Source organism: Mycobacterium sp. (assembly GCF_035274705.1).
Taxonomy (GTDB): domain Bacteria; phylum Actinomycetota; class Actinomycetes; order Mycobacteriales; family Mycobacteriaceae; genus Mycobacterium.
Map to the genome: position 1 here is coordinate 1 of NZ_DATENY010000036.1, position 21057 is coordinate 21057.

The following is a 21057-nucleotide window of genomic DNA, read 5'->3' on the forward strand; positions in this document are numbered from 1 at the left end:
CAGGAGATCGAACAGGCCGACCGCGACGATCTGATGATGGAGGTCCTCGCGCAGCTCGGTGAGATCTACCTGGTCCGCACCGCGTACGACGGTGTTGAGGAGGCCCTGCGACGCATCCACGACTGCCTGGCGATCTACCGGGCGATCCGCGCGGGCACCAAGCCCGACGCGGCCGCGCAGGTGGCCATGTCCGATGCCGAGATCGACCACATGATCCGCCGATACTCGCGCCGGGCCACGTTTCTCCAGACCGGCCTCGCCGCCGCGCACGGCGATCACGAAGCCGCAGAGGCCGGGCTGCTAGCCCTCACCGACGAAACGTCGCCCGGCTCCCCGGATCTCGAAGACGAACACAGGTTCCTCATCACCTACGCCCGAATTCTGTGTGCGGTCGCGCTGTGCGACGACGACCTGCACGTGCAATCGGTCCCGTTGTGGGAGCAGGTGCTCGACGCCATCGAAAACCCTCGTGACGGCAACGAATTCGACGACTACCTGCTTGTCCTCGGTTCCACTGGCTACGGCCGGTTCTGCGTCGAGACGGGCCGGTTGTCCGAGGCCGAGCCGTGGCTGCAGCGCGCGGGCGCCCGCGCCCAGCGACGTGAATGGCAATTGGCGACGGCTAGAACGCAATTGGAGCGAGCAACAGCGGCCTGGGCGGCAAACGATCGTGCACAGGCCCAGAGCATGGTCCATGAGGCCTATCCGGCGATCGCCGAGCACTTGCGCGCCCACGACGTGTCGCGGTGCTGGCTGTACTTCGGCTTGATCAGCATCTCGGTCGGGGCTTTCGACGATGCCGACGAGCGCCTTGGCCATGCCGAGCGGCACTGGCGCGAGGTGGAGAAGCCGCTCCACATCCACCGCATCCTTTTGCAGCGCAGCTGGGTCGACATCTTCCGAAACGACTTCGCGGCGGCACGAGACCGGGTAAACGAGGCGCGCGAGCTACTCGATTCGTGGCCCCGTCACAGTTGGCTGCAATACGCCCGTCTGGACGACCATCTCGGTAGCATCCTGCGCGCCGAGGCGCTGGCTGACCCCACCGACGCCAAGGCCAAACTTGAGCAGGCCGCCGAGCTCAAGGTGCCCGCGGCCTTGGCGGTCGACTCGGTACGTCACGCGATGACCGACGCGGACGCGCGGATGCGCTGGGCCAACCACGTTTCGGCCCGCATCCTCGCAGGCGCCTTCGCGGTCGCCTGGGAATGGGGAAACACCGAGCTTCTCAGTGAACTCATCGAATACCACAGCGCACGAGGCAGTTTCAGCACAGAGCCGGATGCCCAGCCACTGGACTGGACCGAGACCGCGACGGCCACGGTGCCCGTCGACACGATTGATGAGTATGCCCTCGTCGCGGCGGGGTCGGCGTCGTCGGCAGGCGGCGCGCTAACCCGCCTGGGCCCTCTGCCGCCGCTGCGGATGGACCCCGACACCGCACCGATCATGAGCCGCTATCGCACACTGGCCGCCGAGCGGTACGGCGCCGCCGTCACCGCAGACGAGGCCGCCTGGTCGACGTGGCCGTAACTCTGGTCCTGCGTTTCGCCGACGTCGGCGTCGCAACGTATGCCAGCCTGCGGGTGGTCGGCGAGCCATCGAAGACGGTCACCTGGGTGGTGGAGGAAGCGGACCTGGTTGGGGCGCTGGATGAGCTGGCCGGTGCGCTGCCGGACCCGCGGGGATCCGAGACGCGGCGTGATGCCGTCGACCGTGCCATCGCGAAAGGGCCGTTCGCGACGCCGAGCACCGAACTGGCCCTGGCTCGCGCCTTGGGCGGACAGCTGATTTCGGATGCGGCGTGGCGATTGCTGACCGATCTCGTGTCCTCGCCGCGCGCCGCACTATTCGTGTCGCCAAGCGCCCGGCTGGCTCGGGTGCCATGGGCTCTACTGGCGATGGCCAACGACGACGGCCACCGCTTGATGGAGCTCGTCGATGTGCTGATGGCCGCGCCGCCGAACATCGTGAATTCGCCGCGCATGGGCGCCGGCTGGGGCAGCCGCCGCGACGGCCCGCCGCTTCTGGTCCTCGACCCGCGAGTGCCCGGCCAGCGGCCCGACTCCGCACTCGGCTCGGTGCTGGGCAGACCGTCGCCGGACACCCCGCTGGCGCAGCACTTCTCGGAGCTGCTTGCCCGCAGATCGGTCCTACCCGACGTCTCCACCGCGGTCGACTTGTTCCGCCGCAGCGACGCGGACCGCGACTGGTTGGCTCGCCTGCTCGAGCAGGCGCCGAGCCGGCTCCTGTTCGTCGGCCATGCAACGGCAGCCGACGGCGACGTCGGCCACGCCGACCGGGCGGCGCTGCATCTCGCCGACGAGCGCCCGCTCGCCGCGGCCGACCTGATGACGGCCAAGCTGCCGATGCCGCCCCGGGTCGCCTTGCTGGCCTGCGCATCAGGCGGTGACTATCAATTCGACGAGGCGACGGGTCTGGTCGCAGCGATGATCCTCGGCGGCGCCCAACTGGTGACCGCCACGCTGTGGTCGCTGCCCACCGCAGCCGGATACCGCCAGTTCGCACCGAAAGAAATTGGGCCGGAAGTTGATCCGATGGCCGACGCCATCATCGCCGTCGACCAGGCACACGAAGAAGCCGACGCGGGATGCGCGGTGAACCGCTGGCAACGGGAACGCATGCGGCAGTGGCGTAACGGCGACCTGACTGCCAGCCCGCTGTACTGGGCGGCGCTGGTCAGCTTCGCCGTCGACGGCGCCCGATGAAAACTCAGGCCCGCGGCACGCAGACCGCGACCGCCGACTCGTCACCCCGGTGGTAATAGGTGTCGATGATATTGCCGGGGGAGACCTTGCTCAGCAGCGTTGCCGGGATCACGGCTCGTTCGCGAGCCGCAAATTGCCCACCTTCAGGCCTGCTGACCATCACGTCGAGTTCGACTTCGCGGAAGTCCTGCCGAGCGGCGCCGGCTATTCGGATGCCGACGATGACTCCCCGAGACTTGACGACCGACGGTTCCGGGGTGAAGAGAACCAACGCGACGCCTAGGAAAACCAAGCCAGAAAGCGAGAGCAACAGTGCATCGGACATGCGACAAGGGTCTACTCAGGCCCCCGCTACCGAACCCAACTTTTATGCTGTCCAGATGAGCGCGCAAGCGGAGGTGGCGTCGGCGATCGCCGTCAGCCACCCGCGCCGCGCGGTTATCGACCGCGCCTGGCGTGCAATCGGCCCCGGCGTCGAGGTGCTCAGCGGCGACGACGGCGGCCCTCTTCGCCGGACCGTGAAGCGGATCATCGACCCATTGGTGCTGCGGCTGCGGTCGAACACCCACTACTCGGCGCCGTTCGTCGACGCCGAGGTGGCCGCGGCGATGTATGACGAGATCGTCGGCCAGAGTGCACAGTTGCGTGGCGCGGCGGCGTGGTTCGAGATCCTCAAACGGGAACGGCGCCGGTTGCGCATCACCACCGGAAACGCACAGGAGCTGTACTTCCCCGTCTGCTTCGAGCTCGCAGTGACGAAAGGGCCGCCCACCCAACACGACCACGCCGCCGCCGAAACACTGTTGCGCGAAATCCACGGAGACCGTGACCGCACGGGGATCGAGGTGCTAAACCAGCACGTCTCAGACCCTCTGGTGATTTCCAGGCTCTCCGAGCAGTTGGATCGCAGCTGGCGTGACGTACATGCAGGCACCGAGATCACCGGCCCGTTCATGACCGGCCTGACCACCGTGCTCGGCCCCGCTGACAGCCATCGCGCGAAAGTAGCGCGGCAGCGGGTGTGGTCTGCCCTGATCGCGGACGCGACCCCATACAACCTCGGCGCGACGGCGCATGGCGACGCGGGACGGCTGCCGTGGTCGATCGCTGAAATCGGCTTGAGTTCCGTTGAGCCGCAACCACAACCGTCGATTCTTGGCGGCTCGGACAGCGACCGTCCGCTCAACCGCTGCGTCGTCGATCGGGTGCGCGCGACATTGCGCCGTGCCATGGACCGAGACGAGTTGCCCGACATCCCATTGTTGTGTGCGGAGGAGGTCGACCGGTCCTGCGCGCCGTGGGGTCTGCTGGCCGAGGACAAACAGGCGACGCTGCTAGCCGGGATCGAGATCGCCGTCGACCTGGCTCCTCTGACCGAATCCGCAGTCACGCGTTATCAGTTGGCCGGCCAGATGCAGGCTCGGCTGCGAAAGGAAGCCTACGTGCTGCACGCTCGGCGGTACCTCGCCGACGGCGGGCCGGTCCATCCGCGCCAGCAGCAGGTGATCAACGATCTGGCGGCCTTCGCCCGCCCATACCTGAGCCGGCTGTGGGCACGACTGCACGGACGTGATGTGTGGCAGGAGCCATGCGATGACATCGACGACGTCCGCGCGCTGCTCGAGGGAGTGGCCAGGTCGGTGAGCCTCGATCACCGCCAGCGGATCAAGGCGATGCTCGAATTGCAGGTGGCAGGATGAAACTGATCGCCGATGCAGGTCTGTGGAGCACGGGCGGGCAGCTGGGCCCCACGCCACTTGTCGCCGTGTTGGAGGTCAGCGGCGCGGTGCTGTCGTGGACGGTCGACGACCCGGCAGGCGTGGCCACGATCGCGTTCACCGATCTGGCCCGTGCCGACTGGCTGTGGCGGATTGTCGGCGAATCCGGACACAGCGCGGTGGCTTCGGCGCTGGACGGACGCGCCCCGGACGAGGCACACACCGTCGAACTCACGGACGTCGGCGTGCAGCCAGGAGCGGTTGATCCGCTGCGACGGCTGGCGGTCGGGCACTGGTTGCGTCGGTGGTGGCCCGCGAGCCAGCGTGACGGCATCGCCGCCCTCGACGGTGCGCTGCTCGACGCCGAGCTCGCACTGTTGACCGCCCGCGCCCAAAACTTCTTCACCGACGACACCTTTGATTCGGACGTGGAAAGCCTCCTGAGAATCCACGTTGCGGCCCTGAACGACCATGTGCGGGACGGAGACCCGCGCGTCGTCGAATTGGTGCGGGCCTGCGGTGAGCTGGCCGAGGACCTGGGCATTGCCTTCGACGCCGTGCATGAACCGGCCGCGACCGGCCGTCGCGATGATTATGCGCTGGCCGCCGGATCCGCCGGCGGCCGAACCTCTGGTGCGGTCGCAACGGGAACGGCTTCGATCAACTGGTCAGCGGTGCCGCCAGGGATCTTCGATGCGGCCGAGAACACCGTCGAATGGCGCATCGAGGCGGGCAATCCCGTGAAAGGCGTTGTGCGGGCTGAGTTGTCGGGCATGGGATCGGCTGCCGGCATCGCCGTGCATCTGCGGTCAGGAACCGTCAGCGGTGTGGGCATCCTCGATGCGGACGGTGCCGCCACTTTCCAGCTGGCCGACGAGCATCACCGGGCGATCACCGAAACCATTGCGTGGGACCATGATTGGCGCACGACAGTGGTGTCGATCGGTGTCGAGCTCAAAGAGTCAGTGGAATCGGCCGACATTCGGCAGCGGATCCGGACCTTCGCGCGGTCGCGACTGAACCAGCCCGCAAACGACGCGTACCTGGCCGAGATCCTGGCCGCGGAATCGGATTACTGAGACTTGTCCTGTTCCTTGTGCATCGACTCGCGGATTTGGGCGAGTCGCTCGGCGGCCGCCTGCTGGCGAGCGTCGTATTGCTCGTCGACGGTCCGGCCCTCCGGTGACTCACCGGCGAGCTCCGAGGCGCCTACGGCCGTGCCGTACCGGGTTTCGATCTTCTCGCGCACCGATTCGAATGTCGGCACGCCGCTCGGCGTGTAGCCGGTATCGACCGCCGCCGGCGGGGGTGCCTCAGCGGGATGCGCCTCGATGGCGGGTTCCGGTTCGGGCGTGGGTTCGTCCGGCATGCCGCTCACCGTACTCCCGAGTGGCTACTTCGACGCCGCCTGTATGTGCGCGGACGGTGGGGACGTCGGAGGCGCGGGAGCCGGCGCCGGTGGCGCCACCGGCAGCGGGACCGCGGGAACGCCCGGCGTGCCGATCTGGCTGGCCATCCACGGCAGGGCCGCCGAGAACGCGTGTGCGGCGAACGGCCAGTCATGTTTGCCCGGCTGCGTGACGACCGCGCACCGGATGCCGTTGGCGCTGCCCGCCGCGCACAGCGCGTTGGCCGCCACGGCCTGGTCATTCGGGTTGTTCGTCGTCGGCGCTGCCGGTGGCGCGTTGTTGATGTCGAACCAGCCGGTCACCCCCGTGTACGGACCGTGGCGGGTGATCACCGTCGACGGGTCGAACGCCGCGTAGGCCGCCGCGTTGCCGCCGAACAAGCGGTCGATGGTCTGGGCTTTGGTCCCCGAATTGGGGGCGATGTCGCCGGCAATGTCCTCGAACGCGCTGAACATGTCGGGATGCATCGCGGCCAGGTCGACGGCGCATGTGCCGCCCATCGACCAGCCGACGACGCCCCAGTTCGACGGCTTGGCACTCACGCCATACGTCGAGACCATAAACGGCACAACGTCTTTGGTCAGATGGTCGGCGGCGTTGCCGCGGACCCCGTTGACGCATTCAGTGTCGTTGTTGAACGCTCCACCGGAGTCGACGAAGACGAACACCGGCGCGTTTCCGCCATGAGAGGATGCGTAGTCGTCGATGGTCTTGATCGCATTGCCCGCCCGCATCCAGTCGGCGGGAGTGTTGAACTCGCCGCCGATCATCATCACCGTCGGCAGTTGCGGCGGAGGATTGGTCGCGTACCAAGCGGGCGGCAGGTAGATCAGCTCACCGCGGTGTTTGAACCCCGACGCGGTCGCAGGGATCGTGACGGGCACGACGGTGCCCTTGGCCGGGACCGTGTGCTGTTTCTGCATCGCGGTGACGGTGACCGGATCGGTTTGGTCGGGCAGCGGCCCGGCGGTCAGCTGGTTCCATGCGGTCTGGACGGTGGGGAAGTAGCCAACCCAGACGTTCAGCGCCAGCGCCGAACACAACAGGCACAGCGGCAGCGCCAGCGCCGATACTCCGCGGCGCCACCGCTGGGCACCCTGCCAGCCCGCGATCAGCACGCCGGCGGCCAGCCCCGACAGGCCCGTCCAGATCCACAGCGAATGTGGTGCGGGATTGGTGTCGTCGCTCATTCCCTGAGAAGCGACGTACCAGTAAGCCGCCCCCGCCAACGCAAGGCCGACCAGCGCCGCCGACGGCAGCAAGACGACGCGCCAGCGGCGGTTGCGCCAGCCGATGGCCGCGATCAGCACGACGGCGGCAATGACCTGCACCGTGATCGGAATCCAACCGTGCATCAACGAAAGATGGTGGCGAAACGGCTCGGGTAACGTCACGGCAACAATCGTGGACGCCAATCCTTGCGACTAGCTGTGAACGAGGTGTTAACGCGGTTTCGCCAAGGGGAACGGCAGCGTATCGCGGATGCTGCGGCCGGTGATCAGCATGACCACCCGGTCCACACCCATGCCGAGCCCGCCGGTGGGCGGCATCGCGTATTCCATCGCCTGCAGGAAGTCCTCGTCGAGTTCCATCGCCTCGGGGTCGCCGCCTGCGGCCAGCAGCGACTGCTCCTGCAGCCGTCGGCGCTGTTCGACGGGATCGGTCAGCTCGCTGTAGGCGGTGCCCAGCTCGACGCCCCATGCCACCAGGTCCCACCGCTCGGCGACTCCGGGGATGCTGCGATGCGGACGCGTCAGGGGTGACACGGACGTAGGGAAATCCTTGTAGAAGGTGGGCGCCTCGGTGCGGTCCTCGACCAGCCGCTCGTAGAGTTCGAGCACCAACGCACCGGCGTCCCAGTGCGTCAGGTACGCGATGTCGGCTGCATCGCACAGCTTGCGAAGCGTGGCGAGGTCGGTGTCTGGTCCGATCTGTTCGCCGAGGGCCTCCGACACCGCGCCGTGCACGGTCTTGACCGCCCATTGCCCCGAGATGTCGACCGGTTCGAATGTGCCGTCGTCGCGGGGGCGCAGAAAGACGTGCTCGCCGTTGGCGGCCTGTGCGGCGTTCTGGATGAGCTCGCGGCAGCCGTCGATCCACACGTTGTAGTCCGCGTGCGCCTGATAGGCCTCCAGCAGTGTGAACTCCGGGTTGTGACTGAAGTCGACACCCTCGTTGCGGAACGCCCGGCCCAGCTCGAAGACGCGCTCGATGCCGCCGACGCACAGCCGTTTGAGGTAGAGCTCCGGGGCGATGCGCAGATACAGGTCCAGGTCGTAGGCGTTGATGTGTGTCAGAAACGGGCGGGCGTTGGCGCCGCCGTGGATCTGCTGCAGGATCGGCGTCTCGACCTCCAAAAACCCCTTGCCGACCAAGGTTTCGCGGATCGCGTGCAGCACACCGCTGCGGGCCCGGATCAGGTCGCGCGCCTCGGTGTTGATCGCCAGGTCGACGTATCGGGCCCGTACCCGCGCTTCCTGGTCGGTCAGCCCCTTCCATTTATCGGGCAGCGGGCGCAGGCACTTGCCGGTCAGTCGCCAGCTGCGCACCATCAACGACCGGATGCCCTTGCGGCTCAGGCCCATCGTGCCGGTCACCTCGATCAGATCACCGAGATCGATCGCGCGGGTGAAATCGGCGGTGGTGCCCTCGTCGAGCAGCGAATTGTCAAGCAGCAGTTGGACTTCTCCGGACCAGTCACGCAGTTGGGCGAACAGCACACCGCCGTAGTCGCGAACGCGTAGCACTCGCCCGGCGACTGTTACGGCCGTGTCGTCGGCGGCGTCGATCGCCTGAGCGACGGTGTGGCTGGGCGGTTCTCCGACCGGGTAGGCGTCGACGCCCTCGGCCTGCAGCGCCTTGAGCTTGGCCATCCGGACCCGGACTTGTTCTGGCAGCCGGGGCTGGTCCTCGTCCTCGGGCAGGTCGACCTGCAGCTCGGTGAGGTCGGGCGCGCTTCCGTCGTGGTGCAACACGCCCGTCGCCACCAGAGTTTCCGGCACTGCGATGTGATGACCGGTGTGCGGTTGTTCGTTGCGCCGCGAAAACGGCAGCACCAGAAAGCCTTCGGCGATCACCGATGCGACGCCGACGCGAGGGACCAGCCGGGCGTCCTCGTAGCAGGCGTAGCGCGGTACCCAGTGGGGTTGGTATTTCATGTTCGACCGGTACAGCGTCTCGAGCTGCCACCAGCGGGAGAAGAACACCAGCAGCCCGCGCCAGAGCCGCGCCACCGGCCCGGCGCCGAGCTGAGCGCCCTGCTCGAAGGCCGATCGGAACATCGCAAAGTTCAGCGAAATCCGCGTCACCCCAATGCCTTCGGACTGCATACACAGTTCCGAGACCATCAATTCGATTGTGCCGTTGGGGGATTGCGGTGACCGCCGCATCAGGTCCAGCGATACGCCGTTGGTGCCCCACGGGACCAGCGACAGCATCGCGACAACTTCATCTTTTCCGGCGGCCTGCTGCACCGCCTCGACGAGTAGGCAATCCCCGTCGGCCGGGTCGCCGATCCGGCCCAGCGCCATCGAGAAGCCGCGTTCGCTTTCGGTGTCGCGCCATCCATCGGCACGCGCGATGACCTGGGCCATCTCCTCGCTGCCGAGGTCGCGGTGTCGCCGAATCCGCACGGTGGCGCCGGCCCGTCGCGCGCGCGTCACGGCCTGCCGTACGGCGCGCATGTCGGGCCCGGAGAGGCGAAAGTTGTCCGGATAGAGGATCGCCTCGTCGCCCAATTGCAGGGCGTTGAGTCCGGCTTGGCGGAAGGCCTCGGCCGCGGTCGAACTTGCGCCCATCACGCCGGGAGCCCAGCCGTAGGTCTGGCACAGCGTCAGCCACGCCTGGATGGCCGCCGGCCACGCCTTCGGGTCGCCGACCGGGTCGCCACTGGCCAGACAGACGCCGACCTCGACGCGGTAGGTGATGGCTGCGCGGCCATTGGGAGCGAACACCACCGCCTTGTCGCGGCGGGTGGCGAAGTAGCCGAGCGAGTCGTTCTTACCGAACAGCTCGAGCAGACCCCGGATCGCCGACTCGTCCTCACCGGTCAGCGCGTTCTCGGCGCGCTGCGACTGGAACAGCACGATCGCTGCGACCATCAACGCCAGCGCACCGAACAAACCCAGCAGGGCGTTGACGAACACGTGAGGATGCCCGGAGAAGTTCGAAGAGTCCGCGCCGGCGAAAGCGCTCACTCGGTTCAGCGCGTACAGGAACCTGTCCTCACGGGCCAGCGAGCCGGGGGAGAACTCCAACAGTGCCCAGCCGACGAGCGTGCCGATCGCCATGCCGACGACCAGTGTGGCGGCGGCTTTGACCAGTGCGCCCCGGCGCACTTTCGCCCAGAACTCTTTGCGGGCCAGGACCAGGAAGAGAATCGCCGCGACGTGGAAACCGACGCCGATGATTTCGCCGATGTCCTGCACGACCGACTCGTCACCGGTCACCAGATCGCCGACGTTCCAGACGATCGCCGCGACCATGTAGCCCACGAGGATCCACCACGCGATGCGCTTGCGCGCCGCCAGTGCCGCGGCCAGCAGGACCAGCACGAACGCCCACGCGAAGCTGGTGTCGGGGAAGTTGAAGATGTAGTCGTTGACGAACTCGCGCGGGACCTTGATGATCCAGCGCACCGCGGGCGAGACGCTGGCGATCAACGACAGCGTCGCGATGATGCCGACGGTCCAGCCGGCCGCCGCGGGAACCCACCAATACCGAGAGGTGCGGCGGGTCATGGTGACGGTCATAGGCCGCGACAATATGCGGTCAACCCGTGAAATGGGTGGGAGTGCTACCAGACGGGGCCGGTGTACTTCTCGCCGGGACCGTGCCCGGGTTCGTCTGGCGCCGCGCTGGATTCGCGGAAGGCCAGCTGCAGCGTCTTGAGTCCGTCGCGAACGGGCCCTGCGTGCGGACCGAGGTACTCGGCCGACGCGGTGACCAGACCGGCCAGCGCAGTGATCAAGCGGCGAGCCTCGTCGAGGTCGCGGTGCGGGCTGTCGTGCGGGTCCTCCGCCGACAGACCGAGCTTCTCGGCAGCGGCGCTCATCAGCATGACTGCCGACCGCGTGATCACCTCCACGGCGGGAATTTCGGCGAGCTCGCGGACGGACGGCTGAGCCGTCGATTGGGATGGTGCCGGATCGTCGGTCATGGCTGCTAGACTGACATGCGCGACCGTCCCGGCGAACGCCAGGGACAGCAAGTGGAGTCCCACTCCCACCGCTGACCATACCGGTACAGCGGTCCGGTCACAGGCATCCGTGCCTGTCCTGGTCGGCTATGGGCCCTGCTTTGAGCAGGGCTTTTCTGTTCAATTGAGCAGAGCGCTGATGGTGTGGGCTCCTAGAGGACAACATAGGAGGCCCCATCAGCACTGAGACCCGCGTCAACGAGCGCATTCGAGTCCCTGAAGTCCGCTTGATCGGACCAGGTGGCGAGCAGGTAGGCATTGTGCGCATCGAAGACGCCCTCCGCGTCGCCGCGGATGCCGATCTCGACCTTGTCGAAGTAGCCCCGGACGCCAAACCGCCGGTTTGCAAGATCATGGACTACGGCAAGTTCAAGTACGAGACGGCTCAGAAGGCACGCGAGTCTCGCAAGAATCAGCAGCAGACCGTCGTCAAGGAACAGAAGCTCCGACCGAAGATCGACCCTCACGACTACGAGACCAAAAAGGGCCACGTGGTCCGCTTCCTGCAAGCGGGGTCGAAGGTCAAGGTGACGATCATGTTCCGCGGACGCGAGCAGTCGCGGCCCGAGCTGGGCTACCGGCTGCTGCAGCGGCTGGGCGCCGACGTCGCCGACTACGGCTTCGTCGAGACGTCCGCCAAGCAGGACGGCCGCAACATGACGATGGTGCTGGCTCCGCACCGCGGCGCGAAGACTCGCGCCAAGGCGGCGCACGACGCCGATGCACCGCCGGCGCGACGGGCAGAACCGTCGCCGGCCGCGGCGCCACCAGACTCCAATCCATCTCCATCGCAGAACTGAACAGAACTGAGGACATATGCCCAAGGCGAAGACCCACAGCGGCGCTTCCAAGCGGTTCCGGCTGACCGGGACCGGCAAGGTCGTGCGCCAGAAGGCCAACCGTCGGCACTTGCTCGAGCACAAGCCGACCAAGCGCACCCGGCGCCTTGACGGCCGCACCGAGGTGTCGGCCAACGACAAGACCCGTATCAAGAAGCTGCTGAACGGCTGAACCTGAGGCCGTAAACGACCTCAAAGAGATAGGAAGACTCTCATGGCACGCGTGAAGCGCGCAGTGAACGCCCAGAAGAAGCGGCGCACAGTACTCAATGCATCGAAGGGCTACCGCGGTCAGCGGTCGCGGCTGTACCGCAAAGCCAAAGAGCAGCAGCTGCATTCGTTGACCTATGCCTATCGTGACCGGCGTGCCCGCAAGGGCGAGTTCCGCAAACTGTGGATCTCCCGCATCAACGCTGCGGCCCGGGCCAATGACATCACCTACAACCGGTTGATCCAGGGCCTGAAGGCTGCCGGTGTCGAGGTGGATCGTAAGAACCTTGCAGAGATCGCGGTCAGTGACCCGGCCGCGTTCACCGCGTTGGTGGAGGTCGCCAAGGGTGCGCTGCCCGCTGATGTGAATGCACCGTCGGGCGAGGCTGCCTGACGCTCACCGAGCGATCTGACCGGGTGGCGGCAGCGGTCAAGCTGCACCGCCACGTCGGACGTCGCCGCGCCGCACGCTTTCTCGCCGAAGGACCCAACCTCGTCGAGGCAGCGTTGCGGCGCGGACTCGTATCGGAGGTGTTCGTCACCGAATCCGCGCTGAGCCGATTCGGATCGATGCTGACTGATGTGTCCGTGCATGTGGTGACCGAGCGCGCGGCGAAAGCGTTGTCGGACACGGTGACTCCGGTCGGACTGGTGGCGGTCTGTTCGGTGCCTGAAACCGCTATCGGCGACGTGCTCGCCGGCTCGCCGCGGTTGGTCGCGGTCGCGGTGGAGATCTCCGAGCCCGGAAACGCGGGCACGCTGATCCGCATCGCGGACGCGATGGGCGCCGACGCCGTGGTGCTGGCCGGGCACAGCGTCGACCCGTACAACGGCAAGTGTCTGCGCGCGTCGGTGGGCAGCATTTTCTCGGTACCCGTGGTGACCGAAGCTGATGCCGGCGCGGCGGTGGCAGCATTGCGCGGGGCGGGCCTTCAGGTGCTGGCGACGGCCGTCGACGGCGAGGTTTCGCTCGAGGCGGCCGACCTGTCTGGCCCGACGGCGTGGCTGTTCGGGCCGGAAGCCCACGGCCTGCCGACAGAACTGGCGGCCATGGCGACCCATCGAGTCCGGATCCCGATGCCGGGCAACGCCGAAAGCCTCAACGTGGCGTCGGCCGCCTCGATCTGCCTGTATCAGAGCGCCAGGGCGCACCGCACTTCTTAGCGCGAGCAGACGCAAAACTGCCCTGAATTATCGAAAAATAGGCAGTTTTACGTCTGCTCGCGCTAAGAAAGCAGCCCCCGGGCGACGTGGGTGATCTGCACCTCGTTACTGCCGGCGTAGATCATCAACGACTTGGCATCGCGGGCGAGTTGTTCTACCCGGTACTCGGTCATGTAGCCATTTCCGCCGAACAACTGCACGGCATCCATCGCCACGTCTGTAGCAGCCTGCGAGCAGTACCACTTGATCGCCGACGCCTCCGATAGCGAGATCTCAGCACCAGACTGCATCGACTCGATGACGCGAAACAGGATGTTACGCACGTTCATTCGGGCGACTTCCATACTTGCCAGCTTCAGCTGAATGAGCTGGAACTGCCCGATCTGCTGACCCCACAGTGTGCGGCTCCTGGCGTAGTCGACGCACAGCTGCAGGCACTCCTCGATGACACCCAGCGCCATGGCGGCGACCCCGATGCGCTCAGCAGAGAAGTTCGCCCGCGCACTGGCGCGACCGTCGGAAACGATGTTGGCTCCATCTCCTTCGGTCTCGCCCAGCAGCCTTTCGCAGCCCAGCCGGACGTTGTTGAAGAACAGCTCACCGGTTCGCGAACTGTGTAAGCCCATCTTGCGGAACGGCTTTGACTGCACGAAGCCGTCCATGCCGCGGTCCAGTACGAAAGTCAGTACCTTGCGGTCGCGCTTGTCGACGCCGGCTTCGTCGAGCTTGGTGTAAACCACGACGACGTCCGCGTCCGGCCCGTTGGTGATGAACGTCTTTTGCCCGTTGAGGACGTAGTCCTCGCCGTCGCGCACCACGTAGGACTTCATGCCGCCGAATGCATCCGAGCCCGATTCCGGCTCGGTGATCGCCCACGCGCCGATCTTCTCGTACGTCACCAGCTCGGGCAGCCACCGCTCCTGCTGAGCAAGCGTGCCGCGAGAGGCGATGGTCGGCACTGTCAGCCCCAGGCTGACGCCCATCCCGGTGACCAATCCCATTGAGACGCGACTCAATTCGCTGGCCACGACGAACGTCATGCTCGACTGGCCGCCGACCGGGCCCGAGTCCGTCGAACCGTCGCGCATCCGCGCCAACCGCTTCTCCAGCGATTCGCGTGCCATCGCGTCGATGCCGAACGTCGAAAAGAGCTTGCGGATGATGGGGTAGGGCTCCATCTCGCCGCTTTCCAGCTCATCGATGTGCGGCCGAATCTCCTTGTCGACGAACTCACGCACGGCATCGCGCACCGCGAGATCGACGTCAGACCACTCGAGCATGAGTCAAGCCGCTCTGCTGCGACCACGCGCCGGGCGCAGCCCGGCAAGCGAGAACGTCGTGTGCACCAGCGACCCCGCCCGGTCGAGCAGCGTCTTGCGTGGCGGCAAGTAGTGCATCGGCATGCCGCGCCGGTCGGGCGGCGGTGCCATGAATGCCGGTGCCTCGACCAGTGGCGCGTCGGCGGGCGCTCGTCCCTCGGCGCGGCGATATGCGGCCAGCGCGCGCGGATGCAGCCGGATTTCCTCAGGCACCGCCACGAACGCCAACTCGACCAGCTTGCCGAACAGCCGCAGCAACACCTCGTCGCCGGGTGTCCAGCGCATCCCGGCCTTCTCGCGTACCGCCTCGTCGAACAAGCCGGCGGCGATCCAGCGCTGCGCGCCTACCATCGGTCTGAACAACTGATCCCACACCGCGGTCGGCATCAACACGAACCACGGTTTGGGGATGCGGATCCTGAAGATGTCGAGCGTCGCCTTGTTGATCTCGAGTTCTTCGCTGCACTTGCGCTCCCAGTACTCGCAGAACTCCTCCCAGCTGTTGGGTACCGGCCGCATGCTCATGCCGTACATCCGGTACCACTGCACGTGTTCGTCGAAAAGCTGGCGCTTCTCGGCCTCGGTCAGCCCGCCGCAGAAGTATTCGGCGGTCTTGATGATCAGCATGAAGAACGTCGCGTGTGCCCAGTAGAACGTCTCGGGGTTCAGGGCGTGATACCGCCGGCCCGCTGCGTCGATGCCTTTGATCGTCTTGTGATAGCCCTTGATCTGCTGGCCGGTCTGCGCTGCGCGATCGCCGTCGTAGACCACACCCATGATCGGGTAGACGGAGCGCGCAACGCGCTGCAGGGGTTCGCGCAGCAGGACGGAGTGGTCTTCGACGCCGGCCCCGAGCTCGGGATACATGTTCTGGATGGCGCCGATCCAGACGCCCAGCATCCCGGTCCTCAGGTCGCCGAAGTACTTCCACGTCAGCGAGTCCGGGCCGAGGGGTCCTTCGGGGGGCGCCATCGCCATGACCTCACGATAATGTTGACAACACATGTTGTCTACGATTTCGGTGCGCGTGGCGGCGCAGTGTTATCAGGTGGCTATATCGCTGCCATATGCTTGTGACCTGCCGGTTTACGGGCCCCTGGGAGCGCCACCTACGCTGACGATGTGGATGTCGAGTCGTTCGATGAACGATCCGGCGATATCGGAGAAATAGAAGAGGCGCCGGATCTGAAGCGGCGCGCATCCGGACCGATGACGTGGCTGAAGAACACCAACCACAGCCCCGGCGTGATCGCCTTTCTGCGGCGTGCGCGACGAGCGCTGCCCGGTGATCCCGAATTCGGAGATCCGTTGTCGGTGGCCGGTGTTGGCGCGCCGAGCGCCGCCGCCCGCGCCGCCGATCGCCTGCTGGAACGTGACGCCGCGTCGCGTGAAGTCAGCCTGGGCGCGCTGCAGGTGTGGCAGGCGCTGACCGAGCGGGTGTCGGGTAAACCCGCCAATCGTGAGGCCACCCTGGTGTTTACCGACCTTGTCGGCTTTTCCGCGTGGTCGTTGAAGAACGGCGACGACGCGACGTTGAAATTGTTGCGCCGGGTTTCCCAGGTCGTCGAGCCGCCGCTGCTTGAGGCGGGCGGACACATCGTCAAACGGATGGGCGACGGCATCATGGCCGTCTTCTCGGATCCCGTCACCGCTGTGCGTTCGGCTATCGCTGCCCGTGAGGCGGTGAAAGCCCTTGACGTGTACGGCTACACCCCTCGCATGCGTGTCGGAATCCACACCGGGCGACCGCAGCGGATCGGTTCGGACTGGCTCGGCGTCGACGTCAACATCGCGGCTCGGGTGATGGAGCGGGCCACCAGGGGCGAGTTAGTCGTGTCACAGGCGACGCTGGAGCGGATTTCCGACGAGGATTTCGATTCGCTCGGCGTGATGGCCAAACGGCTTCGCAGGCAGGTCTTTACGGCCAAGCAGGACGGCGTGCCTGCGGATTTGATCATGTACCGACTGAAAACTGGCAGGCAGTTGCCAGGCGCCGATGACGACGACGGGGGCGCACCCGGGGCATAGTGGTTACCGATGGTGTTCGGTTTACTCGCCCGCGTGACGCGGCTTCGGATGACGCTGGCGTACGCAGCGATCGTGACGTGTATCACCACGACCATGCTCAGACTGAGCCCGGACATGCAGGACCGGATCATTCGCCACGCCAGCACCAACCTGCACAACCTCAGCCACGGGCGCATCGGCACACTGCTCGGCAGCGCCTTCGTGGTCGACGCCGGACCGGTGTATGTGTGGCTGCCCGGCCTGGTCTGCCTGCTGTCGATGGGCGAGCTGTTGTGGCGCAGCGGCCGGCTCATCGTTGCCTTCGCGGTGGGTCATCTCGGCGCAACGCTGCTGGTGGCCGCCGGTCTGGCCGCGGCAGTCGAGTTCGGCTGGCTGCCCGGTTCGGTCACTCGTGCAACAGACGTGGGCATGAGCTACGGCGCCGCGGGAGTGCTGGGAACGCTGACGGCGGCCATACCGCGGCGCTGGCGGCCCACGTGGATGGGCTGGTGGCTGGCGGTCGCAGTGGCGGTGGCGGTAGTAGGGCACGACTTCACCGACGTCGGGCACGGGGTGGCGCTGGTCCTGGGGATGCTCGTGTCGACACGATTCGGCGCACCGGCGCCGTGGACGCGGGCGCGGTTCATTCTGTTGGGCGTCGCGGCGTCGTTCGGATATCTGGTGCTGGCCAGCACGTCGCTGGTAGTGGCGACCGCCGCCGGTCTGGTCGGTGTGGTCGTCGCCGAGTGTTGGGTCAAGTCACGCATTCGCCGCAAACCCGTACACCAAGGCGACACTCGAGCCCCCGTGCTCGAAGTAAACGCCTTCGAGGCGCAACTAGCGCATCGCTTATGATCGCCGGATGGCTGATCAGCCCATAGATTTATCGGACGAAGCGTTGACCAAAGCGGTCAGCGCCGCCCGGCATGCCTTCGAGCTGGCGGTGGACCTCGACGCGTTGGCCCACGCCAAGACCGAGCATCTGGGCGACCGGTCGCCGATCGCGCTGGCCCGTCAGGCGCTGGGCTCGCTGCCCAAGGCCGACCGCGCGGACGCCGGAAAGCGCGTCAATGTCGCGCGCGCCGAGGTGCAGGACAGCTACGACGAGCGGCTGGCCGCGCTGCGCGCCGAGCGCGACGCGGCGGTGCTCGTCGCCGAGCGCATCGATGTGACGCTGCCGTCGACCCGTCAGCCCGTCGGCGCACGCCACCCGATCACGATCCTGGCCGAGCACGTCGCCGACACCTTCGTCGCGATGGGCTGGGAGCTGGCCGAAGGACCCGAGGTCGAGACCGAGCAGTTCAACTTCGACGCGCTGAACTTCCCGCCGGACCATCCTGCGCGCAGCGAACAGGACACCTTCTACATCGCTCCCGACGGTTCGCGGCAGGTGCTGCGCACGCACACCTCGCCGGTGCAGATCCGAGCCCTGCTGGAGCGCGACCTGCCGGTATACATCATCTCCATCGGGCGGACGTTCCGCACTGACGAGCTCGACTCCACCCACACGCCGGTCTTCCACCAGGTGGAGGGCCTGGCTGTGGACAAGGGCCTGACCATGGCGCATCTGCGCGGCACGCTCGACGCGTTTGCCCGCGCGGAGTTCGGGCCGCAGGGTCGTACCCGGTTCCGCCCGCACTTCTTCCCATTCACCGAGCCGTCTGCTGAGGTCGACGTCTGGTTCGCGAACAAGAAGGGCGGCCCCGGCTGGGTGGAATGGGGCGGCTGCGGCATGGTCAACCCGAATGTATTGCGCGCCTGTGGCATTGACCCCGAGGTCTATTCGGGGTTCGCATTCGGCATGGGGCTGGAGCGCACGTTGCAGTTCCGCAACGGCATTCCTGACATGCGCGACATGGTTGAGGGCGATGTCCGCTTCTCGCTGCCGTTCGGGGTAGGGGCCTGATGCGGCTGCCGTACAGCTGGCTGCGCGATGTCGTTCAGGCCGGCGCTCCTGGGTGGGACGTGTCCGCCGACGAGCTGGAGCAGACGCTGATCCGCATCGGCCACGAGGTTGAAGAGATCATCCCCGTCGGCCCGGTCACCGGTCCACTGACCATTGGCCGGGTGCTCGAGATCGAGGAGCTCACGGAGTTCAAGAAGCCGATCCGAGCCGTCAAGGTCGATGTCGGCGAGGCTCAGCCGCGCGACATCGTCTGCGGCGCAACGAACTTTGCCGTGGGCGACATCGTCGCCGTTGCGCTGCCGGGCACTGTGCTGCCCGGCGACTTCACGATCAGCAAGCGCAAGACCTACGGCCGCACCTCCGACGGAATGATCTGCTCGACGGCCGAACTCAACTTGGGCACAGACCATTCCGGCATCCTGGTGCTTCCGCCGGGCACCGCGGAACCCGGCACACCGGCCGCGGACGTGCTGGGTCTGGATGATGTCGTCTTCCACCTGGCCATCACCCCGGACCGCGGCTACTGCCTGTCGGTGCGCGGGATGGCGCGCGAGATCGCCTGCGCCTACGACCTCGACTACGTCGACCCCGCCGACGTCCCCACGCTGCCGGTTGCCGGGCAAGCACTGCCCGTGACCATCCAACCCGGCACGGGCGTGCTGCGGTTCGGCCTGCGGCCCGTCACCGGTATCGACCCGAACGCGGTGTCGCCGTGGTGGATGCAGCGGCGGCTGCTGCTGAGCGGCATCCGCGCGATCTCGCCCGCGGTCGACGTGACCAACTACGTGATGCTCGAGTTCGGCCACCCGATGCACGCCCACGACCGCAGCCTGATCACCGGCGGCTTCAAGGTCCGCTTCGCCGAACCGGGGGAGACGGTGGTCACCCTCGACGACATCGAGCGCAAGCTCGATCCCGGTGATGTGCTCATTGTCGACGACGTCGCGACGGCGGCGATCGGCGGCGTGATGGGTGCGGGTACGACCGAGGTGCGCGACAGCACCACCGACGTATTGCTCGAGGCCGCGGTCTGGGATCCCGCCACGGTATCGCGCACGCAGCGCCGACTGCGTCTGTACAGCGAGGCCGGCCGTCGCTACGAACGCTGCGTCGACCCGGCGATATCTGTTGCGGCGCTGGACCGTTGCGCCGCACTGCTAGCCGATATCGCCAACGGCACCGTGGAACCGACGCTGACGGACTGGCGCGGCGACCCGCCGCGCGACGATTGGTCAGGGCCGCCGGTCAGCATGCCCGCCGACCTGCCCGACCGCACGGCCGGCGTCGACTACGCCGAAGGAACCACGCAAAGGCGGCTGACTCAAATCGGCGCCGATGTCGTTGTCGACGGCGAGCGCGTGACCGCAACGCCGCCGAGCTGGCGCCCCGACCTGCGCCAGTCGGCTGACCTCGTCGAGGAGGTGCTGCGGCTGGAGGGCCTCGAGATCATTCCGTCGGTGCTGCCACTCGCGCCGCCGGGACGAGGCCTCAGCACGACACAGAAGCGCCGCCGTGCCATCGGAAAGTCGTTGGCACTCAACGGGTATATCGAGATCCTGCCGACGCCGTTCCTGCCAGCCGGGGTATTCGATCAGTGGGGTCTGCCCGACGACGATCCGCGGCGCAACGCCACGCAGGTGGTCAACCCGCTGGAGTCCGACCGCCCACAGCTGGCCACCACGCTACTTCCGAGTCTTCTAGAGGCGTTGGGACGCAACGTGTCTCGCGGCGCGGTCGATGTGGCGTTGTTCGCCATCGCCCAGGTGGTCGAGCAGACGTCGGATACCCGTGCGGTCGAACGTATTCCGACCGATCGCAGGCCGAACGACGACGAGATCGCCACACTCGACGCGTCGCTGCCGAATCAGCCGCAGCACATCGGAGTGGTGCTGGCCGGATTCCGCGAGCCGGCCGGGCCGTGGGGTCCCGGCCGTCCGGTCGAGGCCCGCGACGCACTCGAGGCGGTGCGTGTCATAGGCCGCGCGGCCGGCGTCGAACTGACGCTGCGGGCCGCGCAGTACCTGCCGTGGCATCCAGGTCGCTGCGCTGAGGTGCTGGTCGGTGACACCGTCGTCGGCCACGCCGGCCAACTACACCCCGCGGCCATCGAGCGTGCGGGCTTGCCGAAGGGCACCTGCGCGGCCGAGCTGAATCTTGATGCCATCCCGATCACCGAGGCGCTTCCCGCGCCGGCGGTGTCACCGTTCCCTGCGGTGTTCCAGGACGTCAGCCTGATCGTCGGCGACGACGTGGCCGCGCAAACGGTGGTCGATGCTGTTCGCGACGGCGCCGGAGCGCTGCTCGAGGACGTGCGGCTGTTCGACGTGTACACCGGCCCGCAGATCGGGGAGGGCCGCAAGTCGCTGACCTTGGCTCTTCGATTCCGCGCCGAGGATCGCACGCTGACGGAGGACGAGGCCAGCGTCGCCCGCGAGGCCGCCGTGCAGCGGGCCGCGGAGCTGGTGGGCGCCGTCCAGCGCGGCTGATTTTTCCCGCGAGCAGACGCAAAAGGCCCTGTTCTCTCGGCGTGTCGGGGCCATTTACGTCTGCTCGCGCCTA

19 protein-coding genes are annotated in these 21057 nt (G+C 66.9%); 12 read left to right on the top strand and 7 right to left on the bottom strand.

Annotated elements, in window-relative coordinates; genetic code table 11:
* Together VJV41_RS09305 and VJV41_RS09310 are read left to right on the top strand one after the other, a co-directional pair.
* Positions 1-1533 (top strand): hypothetical protein (locus VJV41_RS09305; protein ID WP_325333013.1); only part of this gene is annotated, 1533 nt, incomplete at its 5' end.
* Entirely contained in the window at positions 1515-2729 is a 1215-nt protein-coding gene (locus VJV41_RS09310; protein WP_325333044.1) for a CHAT domain-containing protein, read from the top strand. The genes VJV41_RS09305 and VJV41_RS09310, both read left to right, overlap by 19 nt.
* A 4-nt stretch (positions 2730-2733) precedes the next feature.
* Here the strand turns inward: VJV41_RS09310 and VJV41_RS09315 are convergent, their stop codons facing one another.
* A complete protein-coding gene (locus tag VJV41_RS09315; protein WP_325333014.1) occupies positions 2734-3054 on the bottom strand; it encodes a hypothetical protein in 321 nt (106 codons plus the stop codon).
* Between the two features lie 55 nt (positions 3055-3109).
* Here VJV41_RS09315 and VJV41_RS09320 point away from each other — a divergent pair, with 55 nt between their 5' ends.
* Positions 3110-4429 carry a hypothetical protein gene (locus VJV41_RS09320; protein ID WP_325333015.1) on the top strand — a complete coding sequence of 440 codons (1320 nt, stop codon included), beginning with the start codon at positions 3110-3112 and terminating at the stop codon, positions 4427-4429.
* Complete coding sequence (locus VJV41_RS09325) at positions 4426-5526, top strand: hypothetical protein (protein ID WP_325333016.1); 1101 nt, start codon at positions 4426-4428, stop codon at positions 5524-5526. The genes VJV41_RS09320 and VJV41_RS09325 overlap by 4 nt, the downstream gene beginning before the upstream one ends.
* Here VJV41_RS09325 and VJV41_RS09330 read toward each other — a convergent pair.
* The 4 genes from VJV41_RS09330 to VJV41_RS09345 all read right to left on the bottom strand — a co-directional run bounded on the left by VJV41_RS09330 (position 5520) and on the right by VJV41_RS09345 (position 11014).
* Positions 5520-5816, bottom strand: coding sequence for a hypothetical protein (locus tag VJV41_RS09330; RefSeq protein ID WP_325333017.1), 297 nt, complete (start codon positions 5814-5816; stop codon positions 5520-5522). The two genes, VJV41_RS09325 and VJV41_RS09330, sit on opposite strands and share 7 nt — an antisense overlap.
* 24 nt (positions 5817-5840) lie before the next feature.
* Positions 5841-7211 carry an alpha/beta hydrolase gene (locus VJV41_RS09335; RefSeq protein ID WP_325333045.1) on the bottom strand — a complete coding sequence of 457 codons (1371 nt, stop codon included), beginning with the start codon at positions 7209-7211 and terminating at the stop codon, positions 5841-5843.
* 87 nt (positions 7212-7298) lie between these two features.
* Complete coding sequence (gene lysX / locus VJV41_RS09340) at positions 7299-10607, bottom strand: bifunctional lysylphosphatidylglycerol synthetase/lysine--tRNA ligase LysX (protein ID WP_325333018.1); 3309 nt, start codon at positions 10605-10607, stop codon at positions 7299-7301.
* A gap of 44 nt (positions 10608-10651) precedes the next feature.
* Positions 10652-11014: a DUF1844 domain-containing protein gene (locus tag VJV41_RS09345; RefSeq protein WP_325333019.1), complete on the bottom strand. Its 363-nt coding sequence runs from the start codon at positions 11012-11014 to the stop codon at positions 10652-10654.
* A 215-nt stretch (positions 11015-11229) separates the two neighbouring features.
* Here VJV41_RS09345 and infC point away from each other — a divergent pair, with 215 nt between their 5' ends.
* From infC to VJV41_RS09365, 4 genes are read left to right on the top strand one after another with little or no spacing between them, the layout of a single operon-like run.
* On the top strand, positions 11230-11853 hold the full coding sequence (gene infC / locus VJV41_RS09350) for a translation initiation factor IF-3 (protein WP_325333046.1): 624 nt from the start codon (positions 11230-11232) through the stop codon (positions 11851-11853).
* Positions 11854-11869: 16 nt separating this feature from the next.
* The gene (rpmI, locus tag VJV41_RS09355; RefSeq protein ID WP_325333020.1) at positions 11870-12064 is read left to right on the top strand and encodes a 50S ribosomal protein L35; all 195 of its coding nucleotides are present in this window, start codon (positions 11870-11872) and stop codon (positions 12062-12064) included.
* Between the two features lie 42 nt (positions 12065-12106).
* Positions 12107-12496 carry a 50S ribosomal protein L20 gene (gene rplT, locus VJV41_RS09360; RefSeq protein WP_325333021.1) on the top strand — a complete coding sequence of 130 codons (390 nt, stop codon included), beginning with the start codon at positions 12107-12109 and terminating at the stop codon, positions 12494-12496.
* Positions 12493-13266 (top strand): RNA methyltransferase, encoded by a 774-nt coding sequence (locus tag VJV41_RS09365; protein WP_325333047.1) that lies wholly within the window; start codon positions 12493-12495, stop codon positions 13264-13266. The genes rplT and VJV41_RS09365 overlap by 4 nt, the downstream gene beginning before the upstream one ends.
* A 62-nt stretch (positions 13267-13328) precedes the next feature.
* Here the strand turns inward: VJV41_RS09365 and VJV41_RS09370 are convergent, their stop codons facing one another.
* Positions 13329-14546, bottom strand: a complete 1218-nt coding sequence (locus tag VJV41_RS09370; RefSeq protein WP_325333022.1) for an acyl-CoA dehydrogenase family protein — start codon at positions 14544-14546, stop codon at positions 13329-13331.
* A gap of 3 nt (positions 14547-14549) precedes the next feature.
* Entirely contained in the window at positions 14550-15563 is a 1014-nt protein-coding gene (locus VJV41_RS09375; protein ID WP_325333023.1) for an oxygenase MpaB family protein, read from the bottom strand.
* A 144-nt stretch (positions 15564-15707) separates the two neighbouring features.
* Here VJV41_RS09375 and VJV41_RS09380 point away from each other — a divergent pair, with 144 nt between their 5' ends.
* From VJV41_RS09380 to pheT, 4 genes are read left to right on the top strand one after another with little or no spacing between them, the layout of a single operon-like run.
* The gene (locus VJV41_RS09380; protein ID WP_414684921.1) at positions 15708-16613 is read left to right on the top strand and encodes an adenylate/guanylate cyclase domain-containing protein; all 906 of its coding nucleotides are present in this window, start codon (positions 15708-15710) and stop codon (positions 16611-16613) included.
* Between the two features lie 9 nt (positions 16614-16622).
* Complete coding sequence (locus VJV41_RS09385; RefSeq protein WP_325333024.1) at positions 16623-17447, top strand: rhomboid-like protein; 825 nt, start codon at positions 16623-16625, stop codon at positions 17445-17447.
* Between the two features lie 7 nt (positions 17448-17454).
* Positions 17455-18498 carry a phenylalanine--tRNA ligase subunit alpha gene (pheS, locus tag VJV41_RS09390; RefSeq protein WP_325333025.1) on the top strand — a complete coding sequence of 348 codons (1044 nt, stop codon included), beginning with the start codon at positions 17455-17457 and terminating at the stop codon, positions 18496-18498.
* Complete coding sequence (pheT, locus tag VJV41_RS09395) at positions 18498-20984, top strand: phenylalanine--tRNA ligase subunit beta (RefSeq protein ID WP_325333026.1); 2487 nt, start codon at positions 18498-18500, stop codon at positions 20982-20984. Before pheS ends, pheT begins: the two co-directional genes overlap by 1 nt.
* Positions 20985-21057: the final 73 nt, after the last annotated feature.